Source organism: Chitinophaga sp., assembly GCF_036569125.1.
Classification (GTDB): domain Bacteria; phylum Bacteroidota; class Bacteroidia; order Chitinophagales; family Chitinophagaceae; genus Chitinophaga.
In genome coordinates, this window is the sequence record NZ_DATCRF010000709.1 from 1 (window position 1) to 5,190 (window position 5,190).

At 47.1% G+C, this 5,190-nt stretch carries 5 protein-coding genes, 1 tRNA gene and 2 pseudogenes; 3 read left to right on the forward strand and 5 right to left on the reverse strand.

Annotated elements, in window-relative coordinates; translation table 11 throughout:
- The 5 genes and pseudogenes from VIM87_RS26300 to mtaB form a co-directional block, all read right to left on the reverse strand.
- Positions 1 to 506, reverse strand: a pseudogene (locus tag VIM87_RS26300) (hypothetical protein); the annotation flags it as partial.
- A 164-nt stretch (positions 507 to 670) separates the two neighbouring features.
- A tRNA-Val gene (locus tag VIM87_RS26305) sits at positions 671 to 745 on the reverse strand.
- Positions 746 to 829: 84 nt separating this feature from the next.
- Complete coding sequence (locus tag VIM87_RS26310) at positions 830 to 1,282, reverse strand: RES family NAD+ phosphorylase (RefSeq protein ID WP_331999867.1); 453 nt, start codon at positions 1,280 to 1,282, stop codon at positions 830 to 832.
- 6 nt (positions 1,283 to 1,288) lie between these two features.
- Complete coding sequence (parS, locus tag VIM87_RS26315) at positions 1,289 to 1,705, reverse strand: type II toxin-antitoxin system Xre/ParS family antitoxin (RefSeq protein ID WP_331999868.1); 417 nt, start codon at positions 1,703 to 1,705, stop codon at positions 1,289 to 1,291.
- A gap of 92 nt (positions 1,706 to 1,797) precedes the next feature.
- The gene (gene mtaB, locus VIM87_RS26320) at positions 1,798 to 3,075 is read right to left on the reverse strand and encodes a tRNA (N(6)-L-threonylcarbamoyladenosine(37)-C(2))-methylthiotransferase MtaB (RefSeq protein WP_331999869.1); all 1,278 of its coding nucleotides are present in this window, start codon (positions 3,073 to 3,075) and stop codon (positions 1,798 to 1,800) included.
- A 116-nt stretch (positions 3,076 to 3,191) separates the two neighbouring features.
- Between mtaB and VIM87_RS26325 the strand changes: the two genes are divergently transcribed.
- The 3 genes and pseudogenes from VIM87_RS26325 to VIM87_RS26335 form a co-directional block, all read left to right on the forward strand.
- Positions 3,192 to 3,617: a DUF4258 domain-containing protein gene (locus VIM87_RS26325; protein ID WP_331999870.1), complete on the forward strand. Its 426-nt coding sequence runs from the start codon at positions 3,192 to 3,194 to the stop codon at positions 3,615 to 3,617.
- A 134-nt stretch (positions 3,618 to 3,751) separates the two neighbouring features.
- Positions 3,752 to 4,525, forward strand: a complete 774-nt coding sequence (locus tag VIM87_RS26330; protein WP_331999871.1) for a lysophospholipid acyltransferase family protein — start codon at positions 3,752 to 3,754, stop codon at positions 4,523 to 4,525.
- A gap of 4 nt (positions 4,526 to 4,529) precedes the next feature.
- A pseudogene (locus VIM87_RS26335) lies at positions 4,530 to 5,190 on the forward strand (primosomal protein N'); the annotation flags it as partial.

The window sequence follows — 5,190 nt, forward strand, 5'->3', positions numbered from 1 at the left end:
TCTTTCCGGTATTCGCCCAGGGCGGGATCATCCGGTATATACACAATTTGTGGATTGGCATGCGGAATACCCAGTGCCGTAGCCAGTGGGGGTACCGTAAGGGCGGAATAAGGATGCGAGGTTACCACCTGGTCCTGCAAAATATCTTTGGTAACAGTAGCTCTCAGGTTCTTGGGGAGCGCTCTTTCGGGGTACTTCTGAATGGTACGCAATACCCATTCCTGGCCGCTGGCATCGCGCAGGCGTAAAGATCTGGTTTGCAAACCGCCACCCTGCTGTAAAATAGTAAGTCCTCCTTTTTCCTTTGAAAGGTAGAATACTTTTAACGTAACAGGTGCCGCCCATAGCTTACGGTAGCTTTCACCAAAAAGAGCCCGGTGTAAGCCGCTCACATTGTCGTAGTTGGGAGCAATGGCTACCCGAATGCTGTCGCCGGCGGGCGTTTGTGCCTGCACTGTAACAGTAGCCAGTAATGCCAGACTGGTAAAAATTTTCCAAAAGCTCATTTGGTTGATTTCAGGTGGTAACGGATGGTCGTACGCTCATATCTCCGTTCAGGACCGAAGATAATAACAATGTTTGTGCCGTGCACATGAGTAGGGGAAAGATTTGGGGGAGGGGAGGAGGAATAAAAAAGCCTCGCTAATTATAGCAAGGCTTCGTACTTGTGTGGGAGTTGACGGGTTCGAACCGCCGACCCTCTGCTTGTAAGGCAGATGCTCTGAACCAGCTGAGCTAAACTCCCTTTTCCCTTTACCGTCAACCTTTTGTTTGACGGGATTGCAAAGGTAAAAACTATTTTTATTTTGCCAAATTTTTCCTGGCCTCTTTATTTTTCTTTGATACGGCTGTCAAATTCAAAAGGCTCATTGCCCAGGTATTTGATCTTGCTAAAATCTTTATGAGCAGGATTTAATATATAATTCTGTTCCTCAGGTATAATTACAGAAGGCACCTGCAATATGGCCGAAGCACCGCCTTTTACCCATTCATCCCCTAAATGCTGCGTATACGGCATGCTGGCAAAATGATACCAGTGTAAAGGCAGTGTTTTTCTATCAATTACAGTGATCTTTAAATGATCAGGGATCTCAATTAACAGTGTTCTGAAATTACCCTGTAACCCGCGGGAGCTCCGGTGCACCACATTTTCCAGGCAGGCCAGCGCCCTGGAACCGGCCGTGTAGATCACCTTTATATCTTTGGAATTCCACCTGGCAGGGTTGCCGGAAGCAAACAATCCATTGGCATAAGCCGCCAGGGTTATCCTGTAAACGATCATAATAAATTAAGCAATGTCTCCGTATGCAATGCGGGTTAGTTCTTCTGCAATTAATTCAATACCGGTAATGGTATCCAGTAATTCTAAAGGTACCTGGTTCCCTAATCCAAAGGAGGGTAAAGCCATCCATTTATTAAACTCGTTAACATTGCCAAATACCATTGTGCCTTTATCGTACAGGGCAAACAGCTTCAGCAGCTTCTCACTCACCGTAGCATCCAGCGGCGTGTTCTGCTCTTTGTATTTCGTAAAAGTTTTGATGGTTTTATTCAATAGTTGCTCTACCAGGTTGGCAGAAAATTGGGAGATCGTAATAAAGTCAAATACCGCTTCGGGTTTCAGCCCCTTTTTAGCGCTTAACAACAATGTGATATCATTATCAAAAGACGGTTCATATTTAGCCAGCACATTCCCTGTTCTCATATATTAAGATTGTAAGTAAATATACGGAAATATTTCCGGAGAAATTGGAAATATTTCTAAAGGTGGGGTTGAATTATTTGTATATCAGAAAGTTACCTCAACTCCCAGTCCACCAGCCCGTTCACCCATTCTGCCCGGTACGGCGTAATAACCTTAATATAATTATCCGTATACCCTTCCATCATACCATCCTTCTGATGCGACTCAAACAACACTTTCCGGGTTTCGCCAATATGCTGCTCCGTGAAATACTGCATCTTTTTATGGCTCAGGTTACGCAGCATTTTATTACGCTCATGCCGCAGCGCTACCGGTACTACGGGAGTAATATCTACAGCAGGTGTGTTGGCGCGTTCAGAGTAAGTGAATACGTGCAGGTAAGAAATATCCAGGTCATGCAGGAAGTTATAGGTTTCCTGGAAATGTTCATTGCTTTCGGAAGGGAAGCCCACAATCACATCCACACCAATACAGCAGTGCGGCATAAACTGTTTGATGAGCGCTACTTTTTCCGCATACAGCTCGCGGCGGTAGCGGCGGCGCATAAGGCCCAGTATATGATTGCTGCCGCTTTGCAGGGGAATATGAAAGTGCGGCATAAACTTGCGGCTGTTGGCCACAAATTCAATGATCTCGTTGCTCAGCAGATTAGGCTCTATAGAAGAAATGCGGTAACGTTCAATCCCCTCCACTTGCTCCAGCGCCTGTACCAGCTCGTAAAAAGTCTCTTCGCGTTTTTTGCCGCCCTGCAGGCCTTTGCCAAAATCGCCCAGGTTTACACCGGTGAGCACAATTTCTTTTACACCATTGCCGGCCAGGGTACGGGCATGTTCCAGCACATTTTCCACACTGTCGCTGCGGCTTTTGCCACGGGCCATGGGAATTGTACAAAAAGTACAGCTATAGTCGCAGCCGTCCTGCACTTTCAGGAAAGTACGGGTACGGTCATGTAAAGAGTAAGAGGCGTGAAAGGAGTTAACATCTTCAATATCACAGGAGCAAATGCGGGTGCTGTCGCCTTTGGTCAGTGTTTTCAGGTGTTCGGTAATATTGAATTTCTCTGCAGCACCCAGTACCAGGTCTACCCCTTCAATGGAGGCAATTTCCTGGGGCTTCAGCTGGGCGTAGCAACCGGTTATTACCACCATGCTTTCCGGCGCGCGGCGCTGAATGCGCCTTACCAGCTGCCGGCATTCCTTATCCGCATTGTCGGTAACGGAGCAGGTGTTGATCACATATACATCGGCCAATCCGTCAAAATCCGTTTTCACAAAACCATCCTGTTCCAGCAACCTGCTCAGGGTAGAGGTTTCTGAAAAGTTCAGCTTACAGCCCAGGGTGTGAAAAGCCACTGTTTTTGCCTGTATCATAAAGGAGGGCAAAGTTACGAACTTTTATCACTTGTTGTTTTCCCAGATTTTGCGGCAAAAACGGGAAAAAGCGTGTAAGTTTAATATATTGCTGACCTCATTACAATCCTGAATGCATGAAACCGGGGGCACTGCACAAATACTTCCCTGTACTGTTACTGGCCATTTTACTGGCTATTGCCTGGCGCTGGCAATGGTGGAGAAGTCCGCAAAAGCCCTCCACGGATGGTCCGCCTATACCGGAAATGGTGGACGATGTTCCGGAGTTTGACCGTACCGCACGCCTGGAATATACCGTACATGCCCGCTGCCGGATGGAATGCCGCCATGTTACTGAAAAAGAGGTACAGGAAATTATGGCCCAGGGCCGTATTGACCTGGCCAAATCCAACCTGCACGACCGCCCTTGTCCTACCTATGCCCTGGAAGGCTACTCCCACGAAGGCCAGCATTTACGCATTGTCTTTGCACCCTGTGACGATGCTACCCGCGTTGTTACCTGCATTGACCTTGACAAACACTGGACCTGTAATTGCGACTGAGATGGAGATAAACATTTACGAATGAGAGATATACGGTATTCGTAATTTGTAATTTGATAATTCGTAGTTGAGAATTGGTAATTCTTGCTTAATTTTCCGGTTTGGTGTTCACCTAAACAGGGATCCGTGTTTTTATGAAATTGTTGCTAAGACCAATACAGGTAATATATGTGGTATACGCGTTGTTGGTATGGCTGGGGATCATGTTCCTCATCCTTCCTTTTATTGCCCTGGCATCCCTGCTGGGAAAAATAAAAGGAGGTAATATCACTTTTTATTTCCTGCGCCTGTGGGCCCATCTCTGGTTTCCGCTGGTAGGTATATGGGTCCGTAAGATCCATGAGGATAATCATGAAAAAGGCACCTTCCTTTACGTGGTGAACCACCGTTCTTACCTGGATGCGTGTATTGCAGTAAAGGTGATGGGCCTACCTTTCCGCCCCCTGGGTAAGATTGAAATGAAAAAGATCCCCTTCTTCGGTTTCATTTATAAACAGTCGGTGGTGTTGGTGGATAGGTCCAGCGCAAAGGGCCGTTCCAACAGCGTGCGGGAAATGATGTATATGGTAAAGCAGAAAGTATCTGTGCTAATTTTCCCGGAAGGCACCACCAATGAAACGGATAAGCTGCTAACGCCTTTTCACAACGGCGCTTTTCGTATAGCCATTGAAACACAAACGCCTTTAAAGCCGGTGCTGTACCTTGACAGCGGTATCCGGTTCTCCAATAAAAAAATGCTGGATCTCTCACCGGGGCGCTGCAGGGTGTTATTCCTCCCATCCATACCAGTGGACGGGCTTACCATGGAAGACATACCTGCGCTGAAAGACAAAGTATTTAATATCATGTACACAGCCCTGAAGGAGCACTCCCAGTACCAGGATTCGGTGCTGGAGAAGGCTATTTAGATCCATGAAATACGCAGATGTAATATTACCACTGGCCTTACCCAAAAATTATACGTACGCCATACCAGCCGGTATGGAAGATACCATACAGGCAGGCAGCCGCGTAGCCGTACAGCTGGGCCGCCAGAAAAAATATGCCGGTATTGTAAAAGCAGTACATGGGCAGGCGCCATTGGATTATAAAACCAAACCGCTGCTTGACCTGCTGGATAAAGAGCCTGTCGTATACCCGGCACAGTTATCCTTCTGGCAATGGATCGCATCTTATTACATGTGTACAGAAGGAGAGGTGCTGAATGCCGCCTTACCCGCCCATCTTAAACTTTCCAGCGAAACCATCTTATTATATAATGATGCCTTCGGCGATGATATGACCTCATTGGATGAGGATGAATACCTGATAGCAGAAGCCCTGCTGGTGCGCAAAGAGCTGCGTATTGGCGAAGTGCAGCTGATCCTGGATAAGGCCGATGTGTACAGCACCATTAAAAAGCTTATAGAAAAAAAGGTATGCCTGGTATTTGAAGAGCTGAAAGAAGCCTATAAAGAGAAGAAGGAAAACTACGTGCAGCTGCACCCCGCTTATGAGCAGGAAGAGCAGCTGTCGGCCCTGTTCAATGAGCTGGGGCGCGCGCCCAAACAAATGGAGTTGCTGCTGGCTTACC

What these genes read in the sequence shown, in the direction of transcription:
- VIM87_RS26310 (WP_331999867.1), bottom strand. Translation starts at nt 1,282, where the DNA reads ATGATCGTTTACAGGATAACCCTGGCGGCTTATGCCAATGGATTGTTT.
- parS (WP_331999868.1), bottom strand. Translation starts at nt 1,705, where the DNA reads ATGAGAACAGGGAATGTGCTGGCTAAATATGAACCGTCTTTTGATAAT.
- mtaB (WP_331999869.1), bottom strand. Translation starts at nt 3,075, where the DNA reads ATGATACAGGCAAAAACAGTGGCTTTTCACACCCTGGGCTGTAAGCTG.
- VIM87_RS26325 (WP_331999870.1), top strand. Translation starts at nt 3,192, where the DNA reads ATGAAACCGGGGGCACTGCACAAATACTTCCCTGTACTGTTACTGGCC.
- VIM87_RS26330 (WP_331999871.1), top strand. Translation starts at nt 3,752, where the DNA reads ATGAAATTGTTGCTAAGACCAATACAGGTAATATATGTGGTATACGCG.